14 protein-coding genes are annotated in these 17,356 nt (G+C 38.1%); all 14 read right to left on the bottom strand.

Annotated features, from left to right (window positions below):
- Positions 1-57: 57 nt before the first annotated feature.
- Positions 58-510, bottom strand: a complete 453-nt coding sequence (locus tag BUB85_RS11055) for a DUF1492 domain-containing protein (RefSeq protein ID WP_018659555.1) — start codon at positions 508-510, stop codon at positions 58-60.
- Entirely contained in the window at positions 510-731 is a 222-nt protein-coding gene (locus BUB85_RS11050) for a hypothetical protein (RefSeq protein ID WP_073110226.1), read from the bottom strand. Before BUB85_RS11050 ends, BUB85_RS11055 begins: the two co-directional genes overlap by 1 nt.
- On the bottom strand, positions 728-2,080 hold the full coding sequence (locus BUB85_RS11045; RefSeq protein WP_073110223.1) for a DEAD/DEAH box helicase: 1,353 nt from the start codon (positions 2,078-2,080) through the stop codon (positions 728-730). Before BUB85_RS11045 ends, BUB85_RS11050 begins: the two co-directional genes overlap by 4 nt.
- Complete coding sequence (locus BUB85_RS11040; RefSeq protein ID WP_073110220.1) at positions 2,061-2,342, bottom strand: VRR-NUC domain-containing protein; 282 nt, start codon at positions 2,340-2,342, stop codon at positions 2,061-2,063. Before BUB85_RS11040 ends, BUB85_RS11045 begins: the two co-directional genes overlap by 20 nt.
- Positions 2,343-2,566: 224 nt before the next feature.
- The gene (locus BUB85_RS11035; protein WP_073110217.1) at positions 2,567-4,924 is read right to left on the bottom strand and encodes a virulence-associated E family protein; all 2,358 of its coding nucleotides are present in this window, start codon (positions 4,922-4,924) and stop codon (positions 2,567-2,569) included.
- Positions 4,921-5,355, bottom strand: a complete 435-nt coding sequence (locus tag BUB85_RS11030; protein WP_073110214.1) for a DUF7768 domain-containing protein — start codon at positions 5,353-5,355, stop codon at positions 4,921-4,923. The genes BUB85_RS11035 and BUB85_RS11030 overlap by 4 nt, the downstream gene beginning before the upstream one ends.
- A gap of 1 nt (position 5,356) precedes the next feature.
- Positions 5,357-6,136, bottom strand: coding sequence for a phage antirepressor KilAC domain-containing protein (locus tag BUB85_RS11025; protein ID WP_073110210.1), 780 nt, complete (start codon positions 6,134-6,136; stop codon positions 5,357-5,359).
- 65 nt (positions 6,137-6,201) lie between these two features.
- On the bottom strand, positions 6,202-6,720 hold the full coding sequence (locus tag BUB85_RS11020) for an RNA polymerase sigma factor sigma-70 region 4 domain-containing protein (RefSeq protein ID WP_073110207.1): 519 nt from the start codon (positions 6,718-6,720) through the stop codon (positions 6,202-6,204).
- Between the two features lie 373 nt (positions 6,721-7,093).
- Positions 7,094-8,680 (bottom strand): helix-turn-helix domain-containing protein, encoded by a 1,587-nt coding sequence (locus BUB85_RS11015; protein WP_073110202.1) that lies wholly within the window; start codon positions 8,678-8,680, stop codon positions 7,094-7,096.
- Positions 8,655-9,410, bottom strand: coding sequence for a M48 family metallopeptidase (locus BUB85_RS11010; RefSeq protein WP_242945405.1), 756 nt, complete (start codon positions 9,408-9,410; stop codon positions 8,655-8,657). Before BUB85_RS11010 ends, BUB85_RS11015 begins: the two co-directional genes overlap by 26 nt.
- On the bottom strand, positions 9,400-12,525 hold the full coding sequence (locus tag BUB85_RS11005) for a type I restriction endonuclease subunit R (protein WP_073110197.1): 3,126 nt from the start codon (positions 12,523-12,525) through the stop codon (positions 9,400-9,402). The genes BUB85_RS11010 and BUB85_RS11005 overlap by 11 nt, the downstream gene beginning before the upstream one ends.
- 13 nt (positions 12,526-12,538) lie before the next feature.
- Entirely contained in the window at positions 12,539-13,660 is a 1,122-nt protein-coding gene (locus tag BUB85_RS11000) for a restriction endonuclease subunit S (protein ID WP_073110191.1), read from the bottom strand.
- Complete coding sequence (locus BUB85_RS10995) at positions 13,654-16,344, bottom strand: N-6 DNA methylase (protein ID WP_073110185.1); 2,691 nt, start codon at positions 16,342-16,344, stop codon at positions 13,654-13,656. The genes BUB85_RS11000 and BUB85_RS10995 overlap by 7 nt, the downstream gene beginning before the upstream one ends.
- Before the next feature lie 36 nt (positions 16,345-16,380).
- Complete coding sequence (locus BUB85_RS10990) at positions 16,381-16,593, bottom strand: type II toxin-antitoxin system Phd/YefM family antitoxin (RefSeq protein ID WP_047388351.1); 213 nt, start codon at positions 16,591-16,593, stop codon at positions 16,381-16,383.
- Positions 16,594-17,356 lie beyond the last annotated feature (763 nt).

Below are 17,356 nucleotides of genomic sequence, written 5' to 3'. Positions count from 1 at the left end.
TAAGTATTCTATCTTGCTGATTATAATGTAACATGAAGATGAGGTGCTTATCTCTGCTCAAAAGTGCTCATTGCTGTTCAACATTTGAATAACAATTGGATTTTCAGGTACGACAACGTGATTTAAGGCATTGCCATGCCATCTGCGAATGGTACTCTTATCAGCATTCAGCTCATCACCGATTTGCTCCCAGGTAAAGTTATGAACGTAACGGTAACGTAACACCATGCGTTCATCGATATCCGTTACTTTATTAATCACATCTCGAATCTCTGCTTTAAGTGCTACAAGATGATCCACCTCATCATTAATCTTGATTTGAAGTTCTTCAATTCGCTCCAGGTATCTGACAAACAAAGCATCGGTATGCCGCTGGGTTTGTATTCTCTCACCCCAACTAGGGGAGGAAACACTGGTCGATAGCTCCCTTAGCCTTTCCATTTCCTCAATGTTGGATTGGATTCGTTTATCTAGCCTGTAGGCTTGATGTAAATATTCTTTTGCTTTCATTACTCGCTCACCTCCGCTTGTAGCTTTTTGATTAGGACATTCCCATCAACAGAGGTAAGTTCTCTATACCAATCAGAGCGGAAGAACCTCTCCACCTCGTTTTTTATATCATGTGCAGGCCCATATCTAGGCCGTTTCTTTAGTTTCTTTAAGGCATCTCTATAATCCTTAACAGCCATCAAAATAATGGCATTGGCTAAATTTTGATAAGGTTCTGTCATCGCATCACCTCTAAATTCGCCTTTACCGCATCAATCAAGGCATCTTGAGTTTTCTCCTTTTTTGTGAGTGCAAGCAGCACGTCTTCATCGATGGTGTTTTTGGTGATGATGTGGTGGACAATAACTGTATCCCTTTGACCCTGCCTATAAAGTCTTGCATTGGTTTGTTGATACAGCTCTAGTGACCAGGTCAGACCAAACCAGATAAGCGTTGAACCACCGCTTTGAAGATTAAGACCATGACCGGCACTGGCTGGATGAATAACAGCTACGGGTATCGTGCCATCATTCCAATCCTCAATATCCTTTGATGACTGAATTTGCCTTACCGGAAATCGCTCTTTAATCCGTTCTAAATCATGCTTATACCAATAAGCAACAAGAACTGGTTTCCCATTTGCTCCTTCAATTAAATCTTCCAAGGCATCTAGCTTTTTATCATGAATCATATGGGCCTTATTCCCGCTATCGTATACAGCACCATTTGCCATCTGTAGCAGTTTTCCAGAAAGCACTGCAGCATTAACAGCATCAATTTCTTCATCACCTAAGTTAGCAACCATTTCTTCCTTAAATTCCGAATAAACCTTCCACTCCTTATCACTTAAAGTAACGAACACCTCATTGCTGACATATTCAGGCATCTTGAGATAATCAGTAGATTTCATAGAAATGGTGATGTCTGATATTTGTTTGTAGATTTCCTCTTCCGCACCGGGTAGTGGTTTATAAGAAAATATAATCTGAGCATTTCGCTTATCTGGCTTAAAATAGGTATTTCGATAATGGCTAATGTAGCGTCCAAGCCTTTGACCCAAATCAAGAATTCGAAATTCTGCCCATAAATCCATCAATCCATTACTGGAGGGAGTTCCGGTAAGGCCGACTATTCTTTTTACAGAGGGTCTTACTTTAAGTAGACTCTTAAACCGCTTTGCACCATAAGACTTAAAGGATGATAGCTCATCAATGACCACCATATCAAAATGAAAAGGAATACCACTTTTATGAACCAGCCAATCTACGTTCTCACGGTTGATGATGTATAGCGTTGATTGTTTCTTGAGGGCATCGATTCTTTCTTTTTCCGTTCCCACTGCCACTGAATAAGAGAGTCCTTTTAGATGATCCCACTTTTTGATTTCGGCAGGCCATGTATCTCTTGCTACTCTTAAAGGCGCAATCACTAACACCTTGCAAACGAGGAAACTATCCAAACACAAATCAAAGATGGCGGATAAGGTAATCACACTTTTACCTAAACCCATTTCAAGAAATACAGCCGATATGGGATGGGATAAAATGAATTCAGTGGCATAGCTTTGGTATTCATGTGGCTTGTATTTCACTAAGTATCCCTCCAATCTGTTCTATATCATCAAGGCAATAGACTAGAAAGCCTAATGCCTCTAATTGCTTCTTTCTTTTATTTTGTAAAGGTCGCATCTTTTTCCCTGTCGCCTTACATTCGACAAAGGCAATTCTTCCCATGGGAAGTAATACAATCCGATCAGGCATTCCATCTATTCCAGGACTCACAAATTTCGGGGCAATACCTCCCATGCTTTTTACTGTCGCTACCAGTTTTTGTTCTATATATTTTTCTTGCATAAATGACCTCCATAAATTAATCAGGAACAACAAGCACAACTTTTAGCGTTTTTTCCTATACGCGCGCATACACACGCTCACGATGCTTTACTACTACTATTTATTAATTTATTACTAAGTAGTAAAACTCTTGTTCCACTCATTCCAGTAAAGCCAAAACATCAGCAATGACTGGGTTTTTAAGAGAACAAGCACAGGGAACAACTAAAGAACAAGGAACGACCTTACTCATTCTTCTCGTAACAACGTTGCCTACCGTAAATGGGAAAATTACTTGTTCCGTTCTTGTTCCCTTGGTACTTGTTCCACCCATTAATCTTTTTCATAATGCCTGCAATGGCATAGGAGTCTGCAGGTTTCATGGCGGAGGCATCCCTTCCAAAGCATTCGCACCAAATTTCCATATTGCAAACAAGGGTACGTTCAACCGTACCGACACGAGATTCCCCACCAAATTCACTACCGTTTAGATAGTTTCTTCGCTCGTATAAGGACAGGACATTCCAATCATCGGGTAACAGCGTATCGAGGTAGGTGCGAACAAGCCCTTCTCGCTCATCACTTTCCATGGCATCTGCCTGCTCATTCGTTGCTAACTCTACATCACTGCCCTCTAAATAGAGCTTTTCACCTTTGGCATAAAGCACCAAAGTTTCTGCCCAAATCTGCTCTACATCGTATACGGACATCTGCCATGCTTTTCTTTTACCATCACCACTAATACGCACTGGCCAGAATCTTCGGTTACCCGTGATATCTCGCAAGAATCCACTCTCTGCATTGGTAGAACCGACAATGATACATTGACGTGGGTGGCTTTCAACATTCACACCATAACTGGCACGATATTTATCATCCGATCTTGATATAAAGGACTTCACAACCTCCACATCAGTTTTTCGCATGCCAGCTAGTTCGCCCAGTTCTAAAATCCAGTACCCTTGAAGTTTCTCAGGACCTGCTTTATCCTTCATATCCGTGAGCGTCAAACTATCGGAAAACCAATCACCTGCAAGCTTTGCAAAGAAGGTAGACTTACCGATGCCTTGTGGTCCATTCAGAATTAAAACGCTGTCGAATTTCGTACCAGGATGAACAATTCTAGCGACTGCTGCCACCATCATTTTTCTGGTAACAGCTCTGGTATAGGAATTATCTGTTGCATTAAAATAATCAATCAGTAAGGTCTCAACGCGGTCGATTTCATCCCACTCTGGTAGATGATCCAGGTATTCTTTTATAGGATGATAGGATCGCTCTGCTGCGACTGCTAGTATTGCGTCCTTTGTTTTGGTTGGGGAGTAGATGCCATATTTATTAGACAGATAAACTTTAAGGGCTGCATTATCTGAATCATTCCAGCCACCCTTCATCTGTTCCCAAGGCAGTCCGTCTCTTGCATCGATTCCATCACGGTGCTTATTAAAAGCAATGGATTCTAGTTCTGAATCGTTACGGATGATGAGAACGATATTATCCAAGGTGTCCTTAATCTTTCCTTGCTTATCCAGCTCAAGTGCTGTCTGCCAGTTATCTTCAGTAAAATCGATTGTTGCCTGTTCCATCCGCTCTTTCATAAACTGTGCTTTTACTTCATCATCTTGGATAGCAAATTCGCACATATTGATAAAGGATGGGAGTTTACTTGGTGGTGTACTTTCTGTCGCTCGATCATCTAAATGACCAAACTTGTGAATGCGAACAAGGTCAAAAGCATTAAGCAGCCTCCCACTTGCAGGATCTGTTGCGTGATGGGAATAGGCAAACTTATCATCATAGAGGATAACCCCTGCACTGGAGTCAGCCGGGATATAATCATATCGACCTACCATTACTGAAGGCTCGTATATATCCTTTAAAAACATATCGATTGCACTGCTTACTGAGTAGGTACGGCAAAAAGTACCGATAACTCCCTCTTTAGAAAGTGGATCGGCTTGTTCTTTTAATGAGCGATCAAGTACTTCTGACTGCCTAGAGGATACGGGCCAAGTACTTGTGTCTCGCCAATCATCGTATTTATTTAGAAATTCATCAGGATCAAGGAGAGAACCATCTTTTTCCTCATACACAAAAATGCCATTTCTAGAAGTAGACGGCCAATACATTAATCGTTCCGGTTCATAGGTTGTGTCATCAAAAAGGTCGATGCCGATTTCTTTTGCGACCATGCGACTAACGGCTGCATACTCCTCTTCTCCCACATCACGAAAGAGTGGAATGATCAGCCTTAATCTTGGATGTTCTGGAGTATGCTTATGAGTAGAATAAATACAACACTGATAAGGGAAGAAGGTAGAGATTTCTTCCCAGATAGTACTCGTGCCATAATCCATATCAAGGGTGAGCATGGAGCGTGATAGAACATTTCCTTTTTTACGTCTGCCATCTTTTAAATGACCTCCGACAAAACCGCCGACATCTTTAATAGAATCCTGACCGCCTTTTCTCATTTTCCGATATTCTTCTACCGTTTCGGTGGTACGCTGTGTGGTCTTAACACGGGAGCAGAAGTCCTCCCAGCTGATGTCTGTGTTTTTCCACTTTTTATCCATTCGGCTGTTGCCGTATGCTATCTTCATAGAGACTCTACCTCCTCAAAATCTTTATTAAAGTATCTGACCGGCTGTCTGCGTTTCTTTGCTTTTTCAATTTCAATACTCATGCCCCTTGAAATCACATCACCTAGCACCCAGACCTCTTGGCATTTGCCCATCAGGATAATATCCATAAAAATAGCGAGCTCACGTTCTTTCTCATTGCTGTCATCCATAAACTGTGGAAATAAAAGGTGAGGAGCAAGCGGAATATTGCCCTTATCTAAAGCAAAACGGCAAAACGCTCGTGTCCGCTTATTGTTGTTTTCAATATCGCCACTAAAGGGAGAGCAAATATAGACAAGGGGCTTAAAGGCAGCTTTTGCTGCTGCCTTTTCCTCACGGGTGATATTGCTAAGTGCTTCATGGGGAGTTGGATCATAATAGCCTTCTGAGTTTTTCATATCGATTTCCATATCACACCTCCATCTCAATTTGCGGGTAAATACCGTCGGCTTTCAACTGTTCATAGATAAAGAGTCGGCCTTTTTGCGTCCACTTGGTATGCACTTTCGTATGTTGGATACCCTTACTATCTTCATAGATGTGGGTATTGGTTTTTGTGTAGCCATTTGGAGCATGCTTTTGATATAACAGCCAAATATCACCTTGTTTAAACTGAATCCCTTTTTCATGAAGGTATTCGTTCATGCGCATGGCACTCCAACCATAATCTTTGGCAATCACAGAAATATTGACGGCATCCCTGCATTTAAGAACCACATCATAATAGGTAGCCTTGGGTTTCATCTCTGCAATTTGCTGCTGACCAATCGCAACGGCTGCCATCAATTCCTTGTTCTTTTCACGTTCCTCTTTTAATGCGGTAAAAGCTGCGATAGCAAGGTCGGGGTTTGCGATTAAATCATCCGTAGCATAGAGTCCGTGTTTACGAATAGCAGGGAGGACTTCACTAGTGACCCAGCGCTTAAACTTTTTAGCATTTGGCATTTTGCTTGAGAGGATGAGGCTATAGAGACCAGACTCATTGATGATAATCAAATCCTGTTTTCCACCAAGGGTGTCACATTTCGTTACCCCCTTGTCCTCTTCATCAACATGATCAATTAATGCTTTTCGGGTATTTGTATAACCGAGTATGCTTGCTACATCCTTACCTACAAAATAAGGTTGACCGCCAATCGTTGTAGTACGTACAGAACCAAACTCTGCATTTTTGTAAACTTGTAATTCCATTCGAATTACCTCCTTGTGTTTTTATTGGAGGTCTTGACCTCCTACCTAGTAGCCTTGGGAGAAGGTCAAATCTGACGGTATTTATATTCTTCTTGTAATTTCTTTGTTGCTCGCTTTAATTTCTGAGTAATATTGTTTTCACTTACACCGATGGAACTGGCATATTCTCGGATGGACACACCGTCAATACGAACTGCGATAAACATATCTGCCCAATCCTGTTTTTTGCCAAGAGCAGTACGTATCCATTTGCAGACACCTTCATAATCATCCTGATAAGCACGCTCAATTTCGTTTTTTCTAAAAATTCTGTCATCCGCAACTTCTTTCATAAGTGGTTCCGAGGTATCGTATTCATCACCATCGTCATTGAAGCGCTCCTTAGGAGTTGTTAAGTGTCTGGTTTCTCTGTGCCAGATGTTGTACTCCGGCTTGTTGAACTTTTCATCGAATGTTTTTTGGATTAATTTTTCCTTTTCAAGATTTTCACCTTCAAGTGAAAGACTGACCCACATCTCCTGAGTTTCTTCCTCATTGAGTTCGATGCTTTGAAACTGGTTCTCATATCTGATTGATAATCTCATTAGATTCTCCTAATCCCGTCCTGGAAGACAGCGGAGAACTAATGAATCTTTGGAAAACAATGACCAACAGAGTTACTTCCTACAAATATGTATAGGAAATAAAACGGAGGAGCATAAATTTCACCCAACAGCCTGTCATTGGCTATCTTCGAATCATTTATGTATCCGCCGTCTTCTGCTGGCCAGCTTTAGACGCATTTATATTTTTGTAAGGCTTGTCCCTTACATCTATAAATATAATAGGTTTCAAAATTTCACGACCAACTCGTTGAGTTGGGCCAAATTTGCCTATTTATCAGTCTTTTCTAAATTTGGGCATAAAAAAAGAACCCCTTTCGGGGTCCTAAACCAACTCATCGAGTTATCAACTTATTTATTCTTTTATTTCACTACCTAGTTCCTGAATACCACATTGCTCTAGAATACCATTGAAATCATCAAGCGAAAGCCCTGGCATAGTATCCATAATACGAATATACGTCTTATCGGGATCTTTATAATAATCTAGTTTATTATTTGATTTATCAAACAGCTTTTGCGTAATCCTCGTGCATAACTGCATACCAACACAGATGGCCATCAACACGTTCGTTGTCATATTGTTGGCTTTATCATTTTTTATTCTACCATGGTAATTTTTGTGGATTCCTGTCTCTTCATTAAACTTATCAGGATAATTCCACTTTCTATTTTCCATCAAAAACCACAGACAATTACATAGTGTTTTGGTAGGGTCACCAAGCAACTTAATGAGTTCAATTTCTTCCTCCTCATTATAAGAAGCTAGCTGCTGAGAAAATGCTTGATATGTTTCTTCAGGTTCATTCAGTAAAGGGGATTGGTACTTAGGATGAAACGTAAGAAGTCTACTATCAATGCCTTCAACCTTCTTAAGGACCGTATACCCAAGCAAGTCTTTGTAAGTATTAGTGTATGTTACAAAATTCTGTTCACGAATATTGATAACACATTTAGAGAGATTTTTCTTTGCCTTTGGCGTTAAAAAGAGTTTTCCATCTTTTTGTGTAACATATTGGCTGTTGGCAAGTACAAAGTATCCGTCAGCGTATACAAAATGTCTCTCTGTTATCCAGTTCTGTAGAGTTGAATCTGAATCAATTATTTTCAATGCTTCAACTGGAGTTAATCTAACAAAATCTTGATTACTATTGATTTCTTCATATACATCATTGTAATCAGAGAATTCTGATATGATATCCTCTAAACCAACTTCAATCAATCTATATTTTACTGATAGCCTTGACGTTATAAAGAAGCTGCTTAAATCCTCAATCAAGGTGTCACAAGAGTATATTGTATTTTCACCAGATGCTTTATACTGCTCAATAAACTCTAACGCTTTCCTTTTGAAGCAATTTTTGGGCATCAGGACTCTAGGAGCTAATCTATGTGCTTGCCATTCCAACCATCGAACTTCATTTTCTTTTGTGTTCTTACCCTCTGGTGGTGTAAAGAAAGTCTCGGATTGTCGGCATAAAATTGGATATAATTTTTCAGATTCATTTTTATTTTTAACCTTAAGAATTTGAAAATATGTTTTATCTTTTTCCCAGTGTAGTGCTTCATGAATGAGCGTATTTCTTTTCGAGCCTTCACCATATAAAGACTCGGACAAAGGGTCAATTAATACTGTTCCAGCACTGAAGGAAGTTGATAAATATTTACCTGTTTCCCTGTCATATATATCAACATCTGCATCCAAAAGTAAACAACATCCAAAAACATCTAGGTCGCTTGATAAATAAACTTCTTGAACAGTAAGCCCCATATCCTTAAGAATGTCATCAACCGGAAGAGGCATCGGTTCAACCAATGCCTGTTTACAGTATTTAGTCAGAAATTTTGTAGCATAGTCATCAAGGCGATTCTTTCCAAGAATTAGAGCACCTGATTTTTTATTGATATCGAATACATCACTTGGAGTTATCTTCCTCTTCATAATCTACCTGTTCTCCTTTTTCAATATGATCCAAAGGCAACTCTGACAATAACTTTCTTGCCTCTTTCCAGGTAGGGTAGAACTCCTCCACAAGTGAATTGAATCTATGGGTGTGATTCTTTTCTAACAAGTGTACCAGTTCATGGATAACAACATATTCAAGACATTCTATTGGTTTCTTGGCTAGCTGTAGATTAATCCATATTCTTTTTTTATCAATATTGCATGTACCCCACTTAGTTTTCATATTCTTAATTTTGTACTCATTAGCATGGAGGTTTGTTTTTGTTTCACACCTTGAAACAACCCCATCCAACACTCGTTTAAGTTCTTCTCTGTACCATTCATTGAATGCCCTCTCCCTTGATTCTTTAGTTGATCTTTCGGGAGCAGTCAATATTATCTTGTTTGGTAGTTTTGAAATTTCGTATTTGTTTCCTTCATAGACAACTTGTAGCCGATATGGCTTTCCCCACAGGAAATGGGATTCTCCTGAAACATATTCTCTCTCAGTTTGACGCGCCTGTGACAGCATCCTGTCTCTTACCTTAGTGATTTCTGGCATTTTCTTTAATACAAAGAGCCTTATCTCTTCATCAGGATAATCGCTAGGAGTACTAACTGTCACACTGCCTTCTGGTGGATTCACCCTAATATAGAGATTTTTAAGATTTTTCTTTTTTATAATTTCTATTGGCAACCCACCAATTATTTCTTCATTACACATCATATTCTGCCTGCCTTTCAGCTATTTCGAAGACCGCAGCAGTTTCTTGCGTTGCTTCATCTTCGTCATAACCATATACCAATAAATTTTCATATATAGCAAGCCTTATGTTTTGTTGTTTTTGAAAATTCCTTTTCCAATCAGGACGTAATGCACTATGGACAGCACTATCAATATTTACTGCTAAAGTCTCGTCTTTATTAAAATAATCAAAGAAAGCTCTTCTAGCTTCACTAGTCTTAACGGTATCAGGATAATCCAAGCTGTCTTCAGGGTGCAAAATCGCTTGGGCCAACTCAACAACTTGCCGTAAATATTCCTCGTAACTCATAGCCTCTATTCGTCTCTGGTCGATTAGTACTTGGAGCATTTCTGATAACTTACCATAATAAACTTGGTTAGATGACATCTTCTTTACAATTTCATGCTGCAAGTTATTTTCGATGATTTCTGCTTTAGCATTTTCATTACCTGGAAGACCTTGTACCAGGGCCTCTATTGGTGTTGTTGAAGTGTTTTCAAGTAACAATTCCACCAACGACATATTCCCGAGTTCACTTACAACTGTAGAATCTTCTGCACGTATGTAAGTATCAAGGACATATCGCATATCAGCCTCATATGGTTTTAAATCGATATAATCACAGCTTGCTAGTTTTACCATTTCTTTTATTTTGTTATAGCCTGAAATATCACTCCTTAGCCTGCTAACTTGCCCCTCTGAATAGCTATAATCACTCACAAGTTTATCACTGCAGTTAGCAAAAGAGCGTGTTAGCGAAGCTGTAAGACTATACAAAATATCTCTGCGACCAGTGTTTTCATCGTCTTCACTATTTTCACCACAAAAATACTCAATATAATCCGTATCGTCTTTAGGATCGCTTACATTTTCTAATAAATCTTTCAGCGATGCAATTGCACCCACCATCTCAGATTTAGCTTCGTCATAGCGATTCTTTATAAGTCCCTCAACATCTTCCTTATCAAAGCTATCGAAAGCTTCAGCAGTATAATCAGCCACTGCAAGCTGAACATTACGAAACAAGTCCATGTAATCTACGATATAACCATAGTCCTTATCTTCGCCATCTGGTCTATTAACTCGGCAGATAGCCTGGAAAAGGTCATGATCCCTCATAGATTTATCAATATATAGATATGTCGCTGTTGGAGCATCAAATCCTGTTAAAAGTTTATCTACCACGATAAGAAGTTTCATCTTAGCAGGTTCTTTTTTGAACTGCTCTTTTACTTCCTTCTCAAATTCAGACAATTTTTTGCCCTTAAGCATACGCTCATAAATAGACTTCTTATATTCTTCTTCGCCCTCTTGACTTAAATCACTCGTAGCTGTTCTAACACTCGCGGTTGAAGGCTCAAAGGAAGTTACAACAGCACACTTGTTAAAGCCGTTGCTAGTAAAAATATCCCAGTATCTGCAAGCCTCATATATACTGTTGGCCACAAGCATGGCAGTACCACGCTCATTTTTTAGACGAGGTTTTAAGTTCATATCGAAAATGATATCGCTAGCTATTTTCTCAAGTCTTTGTTTTGAACTATATAATTTGTTGATTGAAGTCCAACTTTGTTTCAGCTGTATCTTTGCTCTATCTGTAAGACCTAAGGTTTTATTGTCAAACCATAAATCGACCTTGTCTTTACTAGATAAGTCTTGGTCAACATCTCTTGCTTCATAACGTAAATCAAGAACAACACCATCTTGAACACCTTCATCAAATTTATAAGTATGGATGTAAGGTCCAAAAGTCTCAAGACTCGTTACTTTATCTTTTTTGAGTAGTGGAGTACCTGTAAAACCAATAAGTGATGCTTCAGGCATCAGTACTTTTACAGCCTCATGCAATTTTCCCGAGTTAGTACGATGGCACTCGTCAATAAAAGCTATAATATTTCCTTTTGCTTTAAAGTCAGCAGGGAGGTCTTTTATCAATTCTTTACGATATTGATCCACGTCAGATTGTTTACCTGCATTATGTCCGTATTTATGAATCAAAGAGCAGATAATAGAATCATCATTTTTATTCAGAATCTCTCTTAAATCAGCACTGCTTTTTGTTCTTCGTACTTTTTCATTTACATCAATAAACAGGCTTTCAATTTGGTCATCAAGCTCATCTCGGTCGGTGATGATTACCACTCGGCTATCTGCTACATTCTCAATAACCCACTTAGTAAGCCATACCATAATTAGGGATTTTCCTGAACCTTGCGTATTCCAGATTATTCCACCTTCACCCGAAAGGATTCTTTTCCTAGCAGCAATATTAGCAAAATACTGATTATGTCTTGCAATCTTTTTCACTCCAGCATCAAAAATAATAAAGTCGTGGATTAGTGAAAGAAACCTCTCTTTATGACAAAGAGAAATTACACCATCCCTTAGTTTATTTCTTTCTCTGGATTGGATACCTTTAATACTCGCAGAAAGTTCATCACTAGCTTTAATATCTTCTTTCCAATTCAGATAATACTTTTCTGGAGTTTCGATTGTTCCATACTTCAGTCCTTCTGCTTCGTTACCTGCAAAGAGAAACTGCGTAGTGCTAAAGTAGTTCTGAATATACTCTTTTTTTTGGTTTGTGAGATTCTGACGAATTCCCTCACCAATACTCACACATGAACGCTTTAACTCAAATATGCCAAGAGCGATACCGTTTATATACAGCACCACATCAGGGCGTTTTCTCTCTATTTGATTAAAGCAGAGAACACTTACTTCTTCAGCAGCATAAAAATCATTGTTTTCGACATTGTTCCAGTCGATATAATGGACTGTTTGACGATTTTTATTCTCGTCTTTAACACCTTGCTTGCCATAGCGAAGTAGGGAATAGACCTCTTTATTGATTTGGTAAAGGCTATCCACTTGATTGCTCGCTTTTGAAACAAGCTCAGTTACAGCTTTGGAAATCTGGTCTTTCGAATAACCACGTTTTTCAAGATTCTTCTTCAGCAAATCTTCTCTGATAGGTTTGTTATTCTGATCCTCTAGATTTCCGAGATACGTATAACCTAGACCTCCGTCTTCCTCTTTATCTATTAACCAGTGAAGGACCTTGTTTTGCAATTTTCTTTCTAAATCAACAGACATAGCCTTTACCTCCTCATACATTAAGGCGCACACGGCCTGTTAAGAGGTCGTCCATTGCACCTTCTTTGATTTGAATCATTTTTTCTTTTTCTATTTTAAGAGATTCTATTTCTTCATCCATTGCTGTCAGAACTTCAGCAATTGCTTGTTGTTCATTCTTATCTATTGGAACATATATTTTTATGTCAGATAATTTTGACGGATTAATTGCAGGGTAACTAGTACCCGTACAGTTATCAAGTACTTCATTAACAAAATCATCCTGTCTCAGAAGTAAAAAAAGAAATCTGGCATCGTTCTTAGTTCTTAATTGAGCGTAACCAGTAGAAAAAACAACATCCTCATCTGACAATTCGAATAGATAATTGTTTCTTTGGTATGGGCGTACAGTCTGAAAGAAAATATCACCAAATTGAGCTAGTCGCTTAGCCCTCGATGGAGCAGTTTCTTTTCTTTCAACCCGCCACCCCATGAGTGTTATTCCCTTGACAGATTCTAAGTCGACATATTTAAAGACTTCTGGAAGTGCGGAAGAAGGATTAATTTGTGCAAAGTCAGACAATTTTACATTGATCCACTCACCATTAAACCCATCAAGTCTTGTCCTACCACTGACTAAGTCCTCTAAAGCCCCGTCACGGATTGCTTTTTTCTTTTCAATTAGTTCGGTGAGATTGTCGATATGCTCGTCAAAATCCGATAATGCTGAAGCGATAGCTTGTTGTTCTTTGAAGGGTGGTAAGGGAAATTCCATATTCGCTATCATTGGACGTCTTACAGAATCAACCGTTGATTTCGCAGTATATTTTTCAACTTCTTGCAGGAAGTTTTTCGAGAAAAAATAATAAAAATACTTTCCGTCAACTTTTTCAAATTTACTAATAACATATACCCGTTGATGGGCTGCAAATTTACCGTTTTTATAGTGAAAAATCTTCCCTGCTCCGCCATCGCCTGCAGTTAACACTGCCTCACAATCAAAATCATAAAAGTTTATACGTTCCACATCTTTAGATCTGACATAGAATGGGTATTTACCGTTTTTAACGCTATCCTTTACATCTCTACATCCCGTAGTAATGTCAGCTATTTTATCAATTTGACTAATTTCCCAATCAGAAGGATAAGTTACCATGTGTATCCCATCCTTTCTAAAGCGGACTTCACCTTAGCCTTTGACTGAGCTGTCTTTTCTTCAATCTCGCCTAATGTGTGCTCATAGCGTTTAGCAATTAAGAAAACCTTAGAGGCAAGAGAATTCAGCACCTGGTCAATCGCATCAATAATGTCGCTTTCAAGCCTTGCCATCCACTTTTTGTCAAAAAGTAAATGCCTTACTTCATCAATCGTTAGTTCCCCGTATTTAGCAAGTACTAGATCATCCAGTTCTTTTTGAGAATCTTTAATCGCTTTATCAGCTTCTTCTTTTTCAGTTAACTTAGCTTGGTAAGAAAGAAGAGCATTATATTCTTCAACATATGTTTCTGGCATTATTGCATTGTCATTTGCTTCTTTTAATGCATTTCTTAACTTAGCCTTTCCAAATGAACCGTTCTTATTTCTAAGCTCATATGTCTTCAGCTCAATATTAGATTTGACGATTTTTTCCATTTCTGAAGTACTGCCTGCGTCAAATAATTCAATAAGTTTTGTAATGTCATCTATTACTTCAGAAGTCTTTTTACTTTCAAGTTCTTTTATTTGTTTATTCAGATTTGCTTTAGGTATACCGTCACCTTTTTCATTCAAAGCATTTATAAGCAAACCTTCGTCACCTGATTCTTCTTCTCTCATTTCATCCAGTTCAGATTCAAGCAATGCAGATTTTTCGATTAGCTCATTAAGAGCCATTAAATGAGTTTCAAAATACTCCTGTTCAATAATGTCTCTCGAAATTAAAGCACCTTCAAAAGACTTCATTTTCGAAGTATCATCGACTTTTATTTCTTCTCCATTTTCATCTTTAGCTTTCTTTTGAGCGTATACATATTCAATCTCACGTCCCGCATCATATCCGCTCGCTTTTATTACATATACATCATCTTGCATTTTCTCATTCCAATAGTTAAGCAAGAAGTCGTACACATCGTAATTGTCTAGAAGTTTTGCCGATTCAAAATCTCTCAAAATTTCAATACCCAAGCTTCGAATTAATTCTTTTGGATTTGTATCTGTATTAATATTGAGTAATGAATCTTTTACTTTATTTTTCCACGTCTCAAATAGAGAACTGTATTCAGTCTCCTTTTCAACCTTTATATTTTCATCTTCAGAAATGACTGTTTCAATTTCATTTGGTTTTATAGCAAGATTATAGATATTATGTTCTTCATCAACACAAGTGAATATCTCTTGTCTTAACTGCGGTGATATTTTCCAGAGTCTCTCTAAAGAGTTAATATCGACTTCTGGAATACCCCCTTTAAGATGTGACGCAATGTTTTGAGGTAATGTGTCATCTATTTTTTGGATATACCGAGGCACATTAAGGTTTCCTTCGTTCTCTTCTAAAACCTCTTTATAGGTAATAAAGCGAGAGTATCCCTCAATTTTTTTTTGGTGAATAAAGGTTTGCACAATTTTCTCAATATCTTGTTCACGTAGGCGGTTCTTATTTCCGTCTTTCTTAAACTCATCGCTCGCATCAATCATAAAGATACCTTCACGTTTATCAGCGTTTTCTTTATCGATTATGATAATACTAGCAGGAATTCCTGTACCATAAAATAAGTTTGCTGGCAGACCAACAATCCCCTTAATGTATCGCTTCTCAAGAACCGCTTTTCTAATGGTTTCTTCTGAGTTCCCTCTAAAGAGAACACCGTGTGGCAGAATAATCCCCGCCTTACCATTGCTTTCCAACGCTTTTAGAACATGTAGAAACCAAGCATAGTCACCATTCTTTTCTGGTGGAATGCCATAACCATCAAACCTCTTGTATTTATCTTCAGATGGTTTAATTCCATCAGTCCAGTCTTTATCAGAAAATGGGGGGTTCATGACAATAAAATCAAATTTTCTAAGTCCACCAAAATCATCAGTATATTGTGGATTTGCTAATGTATTCCCACTTTTGATTTCTCCTGTACCTTTGTTATGTAGGATGAAGTTCATCTTTGCTAAACCAGCAGTATCAGGATATTTTTCTTGTCCAAATATTGTAACTATGGAATCACCATTATCATCAGTTGGTGCTTCATCTGCTGAACGAATAAGTAATGATCCACTCCCCGCCGCAGGATCATGAAGAGTCCATTTCTTTCCTGTCTCTTGTTTAATATCGCCAATGCCAATAAGCTTAGCAATAATACGTGACACTTCACTAGGTGTATAAAACTGTCCCTTACTCTTACCAGACTCTTGAGCAAATTTCATCATAAAGTATTCATATGCATCCCCAATGATGTCATCACCACTAGCTCTGTTGCTTTTAAAGTCGATTGCAGGATTTTGGAAAATAGCAATAAGACCAGAAACTTTATCAACTAGTTCTTTGCCAGAACCTAGTTCATCCGGATTATTAAAGCTTACATCAGGAAGCGCTCCTACTAGCTTATTATCTTCTAGAAACTTTTGAAGAATTACATCTACTCTTTCGCCAACATCCGGTTTACCTTTTGCAGCAATCAAGTCGTCAAATGAGGCACCTTCATTTACTGTAAATTCAGCAAAACGTTGCCCCTTATATCTGTCCGATACATACTTGAAGAATAACAAAACAAGCACATAATCTTTATACCTTGAAGGTTCTACTCCACCTCTTAATTTATTACAAGCCTCCCATAATAGGGAATACAATTCTGATTTTTTCACGGCCATTCATTTAACCTCTCTCATCTCTTAATTGTTTTATATTTAGTATTCAGTTATATCTATTCCTGCTTTTAATAACCTTTCGTATCTCTCGTGAGAAATAAGCACTGCTACAGGCTTTCCGTTTTTCAAAACAAAAGCAGTTTTATCTTCATCTGATAAACCTGTGATCAATTTCGAGGATTGTCCTCTAAGAAAATCTGACATATTATAAAACTCCATTGGTTGCTTTTGGGCTTTATCTTCCTTATCCATACCTAAATCCACCTTTTCTTTTTATTATAATATATAGACATTGTTATTTCAACCTTTATATACACTTAAAAAGTAATTACTTTTTAAGTGCATTTCAATCTTGTTTATCTATTCAAGCCAATAGCCATCTTGTCAACTCACCACATTTTTGCTAGCAATCTTATCAACCCACCAATCCTATATTCAAATTCGTAAATCCGGTGAGTAATCCACCACTCTTGGATAACTTCCCTCAAAGTAAAAATCCGTGATTATCCTTCCGGCTTAGAACCAGACCTCAAATCACGGAAAGCCTTTATTTACTTATCTTATTACACGCTTACTTATCTACCCTTGACATCAATACTACCGTCTCAACGTGGTTCGATACGACAGGAAGTACGCCTTATGCCCTCGTCCGTATGTGGGAATATATCCACTATTGACCACCTAACATACCCATTTATCAATATACTTTTGAAAAATCTCTTTTTTCTCTTGGTCTGGTTTCTTTCGCCAGTGTAAAATGATGTCTTGAATTTCCTTGACAGCGTCTCTATAAGATGCTGTTGATTTTATTTCCTTTCGAATTTTTCCATTCAATCGCTCCATTTCTCGCTCTTGCTTGTCAGTACCAACTTTTGCATACGTTTTACTTCATACTTTGCTTTACACAATTCAAAAAATTATGGTAACTGTTCAGAACCCCCTTGGGGAACTAATTAATTTTTGTACAAAACAGAGAATTTTTAAAACCTGTTTTGCGATATTATTTCGGTAATTG

Origin of the sequence: Hespellia stercorisuis DSM 15480, from assembly GCF_900142165.1 — a bacterium.
Taxonomy (GTDB): Bacteria; Bacillota; Clostridia; order Lachnospirales; family Lachnospiraceae; genus Hespellia; species Hespellia stercorisuis.
Note: the sequence above shows the minus strand (reverse complement) of the source record. Positions and strands in the feature narration are given on the sequence as shown.

Excerpts from the sequence above, each read along its gene's own strand:
- BUB85_RS11055 (WP_018659555.1), bottom strand. The coding sequence starts at position 510 with ATGAAAGCAAAAGAATATTTACATCAAGCCTACAGGCTAGATAAACGA.
- BUB85_RS11050 (WP_073110226.1), bottom strand. The coding sequence starts at position 731 with ATGACAGAACCTTATCAAAATTTAGCCAATGCCATTATTTTGATGGCT.
- BUB85_RS11040 (WP_073110220.1), bottom strand. The coding sequence starts at position 2,342 with ATGCAAGAAAAATATATAGAACAAAAACTGGTAGCGACAGTAAAAAGC.
- BUB85_RS11035 (WP_073110217.1), bottom strand. The coding sequence starts at position 4,924 with ATGAAGATAGCATACGGCAACAGCCGAATGGATAAAAAGTGGAAAAAC.
- BUB85_RS11030 (WP_073110214.1), bottom strand. The coding sequence starts at position 5,355 with ATGGAAATCGATATGAAAAACTCAGAAGGCTATTATGATCCAACTCCC.
- BUB85_RS11025 (WP_073110210.1), bottom strand. The coding sequence starts at position 6,136 with ATGGAATTACAAGTTTACAAAAATGCAGAGTTTGGTTCTGTACGTACT.
- BUB85_RS11020 (WP_073110207.1), bottom strand. The coding sequence starts at position 6,720 with ATGAGATTATCAATCAGATATGAGAACCAGTTTCAAAGCATCGAACTC.
- BUB85_RS11015 (WP_073110202.1), bottom strand. The coding sequence starts at position 8,680 with ATGAAGAGGAAGATAACTCCAAGTGATGTATTCGATATCAATAAAAAA.
- BUB85_RS11010 (WP_242945405.1), bottom strand. The coding sequence starts at position 9,410 with ATGATGTGTAATGAAGAAATAATTGGTGGGTTGCCAATAGAAATTATA.
- BUB85_RS11005 (WP_073110197.1), bottom strand. The coding sequence starts at position 12,525 with ATGTCTGTTGATTTAGAAAGAAAATTGCAAAACAAGGTCCTTCACTGG.
- BUB85_RS11000 (WP_073110191.1), bottom strand. The coding sequence starts at position 13,660 with ATGGTAACTTATCCTTCTGATTGGGAAATTAGTCAAATTGATAAAATA.
- BUB85_RS10995 (WP_073110185.1), bottom strand. The coding sequence starts at position 16,344 with ATGGCCGTGAAAAAATCAGAATTGTATTCCCTATTATGGGAGGCTTGT.
- BUB85_RS10990 (WP_047388351.1), bottom strand. The coding sequence starts at position 16,593 with ATGGATAAGGAAGATAAAGCCCAAAAGCAACCAATGGAGTTTTATAAT.